A 2,674-nucleotide genomic window follows, 5' to 3' on the forward strand; every position below is an offset into this window, starting at 1 on the left:
CAAGAAGCTCTCCGCGTCCGAGGTCCGTATCGGGTACTTCCCGAACCTGACCCACGCCACCGCGCTGGTCGGTATCCAGGAAGGCCTGATCGCCAAGGAGTTGGGCTCCACCGCGATCAAGCCGCAGACCTTCAACGCCGGTCCGTCCGAGATCGAGGCGCTCAACGGCGGCTCTCTCGACATCGGGTTCATCGGCCCCTCGCCGGCGATCAACGGCTATGTGAAGTCCAAGAGCAGCAATCTGCGGATCATCTCCGGGTCGGCGTCCGGCGGTGTGAAGCTCGTCGTGAACCCGGACAAGATCAAGACCCTGGACGACGTCAAGGGCAAGAAGATCGCCACTCCGCAGAAGGGGAACACGCAGGACGTCGCGTTCCTCAACTGGATCGCGGACAAGGGCTGGAAGGTCGACGCGGAGTCCGGCAAGGGCGATGTGTCCGTCGTGCGCACGGACAACAAGGTGACCCCGGACGCCTTCAAGCAGGGCTCGATCGACGGCGCCTGGGTGCCCGAGCCGACAGCCTCCAAGCTGGTCACCGAGGGTGCCTCCGTCCTCCTCGACGAGAGCGACCTGTGGCCCGACAAGAAGTTCGTGATCACGAACGTCATCGTGTCGCAGAAGTTCCTCAAGGAGCACCCCGACGTCGTCGAGGCCGTACTCACGGGCACGGTGAAGACCAACGAGTGGATCAACGCCAACCCGGACAAGGCCAAAACCTCCGCCAACACCGCTCTGAAGACGCTCAGCGGCAAGGAGTTGGAGCCCGCGGTCATCGACCCGGCGTGGAAGAGCATCCGCGTCACCGACGACCCGCTGGCCGCCACGCTGAAGACCGAGTCCGACTGGGCGGTCAAGGCCAAACTCATCGAGCAGCCCGACCTCGCCGGCATCTACGACCTGACGCTCCTGAACAAGGTCCTCAAGAGCGCGGGCAAGCCCGAGGTCTCCGACGCCGCCCTCGGCGCCAAGTAACCCGCACGCACGCATCCCAGGAGGTGACGACCATGGCCACCACACTCGCCACGGCTGCCGAGGCCACGGCAGCGGAGCACACCCGCGCCGCCCGCATCGCGCACGTCTCGAAGTCCTTCTCCGGCCCGGCCGGACCGCAGCTCGTCCTGGACGACATCAGCCTCGATGTCGCACCCGGCGAGTTCGTCACCATCCTGGGAGCCTCCGGATGCGGCAAATCAACCCTCCTGAACCTGGTCGCCGGACTCGACAAACCCTCCACCGGCACGATCGAGACCACCGGCCGGCCCGCCCTGATGTTCCAGGAACACGCCCTCTTCCCCTGGCTGACCGCCGGCAAGAACATCGAACTCGCCCTACGCCTACGCAACGTGGCCAAGAACGAGCGCAAAGCGGAAGCCGAACGCCTCCTGGAACTGGTCCGCCTCGCCGGCGCCCACAACAAACGCGTCCACGAACTGTCCGGCGGCATGCGCCAACGCGTCGCCCTGGCCCGCGCCCTCGCCCAAGACAGCCGCCTCCTGCTCATGGACGAACCCTTCGCCGCCCTGGACGCCATCACCCGCGACGTCCTGCACGGCGAACTCACCCGCATCTGGGCCGAGACCAACGTCTCCGTCCTCTTCGTCACCCACAACGTCCGCGAAGCCGTCCGCCTCGCCCAACGCGTGGTCCTGCTCTCCTCACGCCCCGGCCGCATCGCCCGCCAATGGACCGTGGACATCCCCCAACCGCGCCGCATCGAAGACGCCGACGTCGCGGAACTGTCCGTCGAGATCACCGAACACCTGCGTGGGGAGATCCGCCGCCATGGCCAACACTGACACCACCGCCAAGAACAGGACCGACGACCTCGCCGGACTGGAAGCAGGCCTCGACGCCCTCGACGCCGTCCACACCCACCGCACCCCCACCCGGCAAGTCCTCCTCAAGAAGACCCTCCCGCCCCTCCTCGCCATCACCCTCGTGCTGCTGGTCTGGCAGACCCTGGTCTCCCTGAAGGTCACCGACGAAACCAAGCTGCCCGCCCCCTCCGCCGTCTGGGACAGCCTGTCCCAGATGTGGCTCAAGGGCACCCTCCTCGACGTCATCTGGACCAGCGTCTCGCGCGGCCTGCTCGGCTTCCTCCTCGCCCTGGCCATCGGCACCCCCCTGGGACTGCTCGTCGCCCGCGTCACCTTCATCCGCGCCGCGATCGGCCCCATCCTCCAAGGCCTGCAATCCCTGCCCTCCGTCGCCTGGGTCCCCCCCGCCGTCCTGTGGTTCGGCCTCAACGACGCCATGATGTACACCGTCATCCTCCTCGGCGCCGTCCCCTCCATCGCCAACGGCCTCGTCTCCGGCATCGACCACATCCCCCCGCTCTACCTACGAGCCGGCCGCACCCTCGGCGCCACCGGCCTGCTCGGCGCCCGCCACGTGATCATGCCCGCCGCCCTCCCCGGCTACCTCGCCGGCCTCAAGCAGGGCTGGGCCTTCTCCTGGCGCTCCCTCATGGCCGCCGAAATCATCGCCAGCTCCCCCGACCTCGGACTCGGACTCGGCCAACTCCTCGAAAACGGCCGCAACAACATCGACCTCCCCGGCGTCTTCCTCGCAATCCTCCTGATCCTCACCGTCGGCATCGCCATCGACCTCCTCATCTTCAGCCCCCTCGAACGCCGCACCCTGCGCACCCGCGGCCTCCTGGTCAAGAGCTGA

At 67.4% G+C, this 2,674-nt stretch carries 3 protein-coding genes; all 3 read left to right on the forward strand.

The genetic code is table 11. From position 1 onward, the window contains the following. On the forward strand, positions 1-973 hold a 973-nt coding region (locus tag ACIBAD_RS37565; RefSeq protein ID WP_398911542.1), incomplete at its 5' end, for an aliphatic sulfonate ABC transporter substrate-binding protein. A 32-nt stretch (positions 974-1,005) separates the two neighbouring features. Then, on the forward strand, positions 1,006-1,797 hold the full coding sequence (locus tag ACIBAD_RS37570) for an ABC transporter ATP-binding protein (RefSeq protein WP_134067805.1): 792 nt from the start codon (positions 1,006-1,008) through the stop codon (positions 1,795-1,797). After that, positions 1,784-2,674, forward strand: coding sequence for an ABC transporter permease (locus tag ACIBAD_RS37575; protein WP_134067806.1), 891 nt, complete (start codon positions 1,784-1,786; stop codon positions 2,672-2,674). The genes ACIBAD_RS37570 and ACIBAD_RS37575 overlap by 14 nt, the downstream gene beginning before the upstream one ends.

This window comes from Streptomyces sp. NPDC051109 (assembly GCF_044455885.1).
Lineage (GTDB): Bacteria > Actinomycetota > Actinomycetes > Streptomycetales > Streptomycetaceae > Streptomyces.

Excerpts from the sequence above, each read along its gene's own strand:
- ACIBAD_RS37570 (WP_134067805.1), top strand. The coding sequence starts at position 1,006 with ATGGCCACCACACTCGCCACGGCTGCCGAGGCCACGGCAGCGGAGCAC.
- ACIBAD_RS37575 (WP_134067806.1), top strand. The coding sequence starts at position 1,784 with ATGGCCAACACTGACACCACCGCCAAGAACAGGACCGACGACCTCGCC.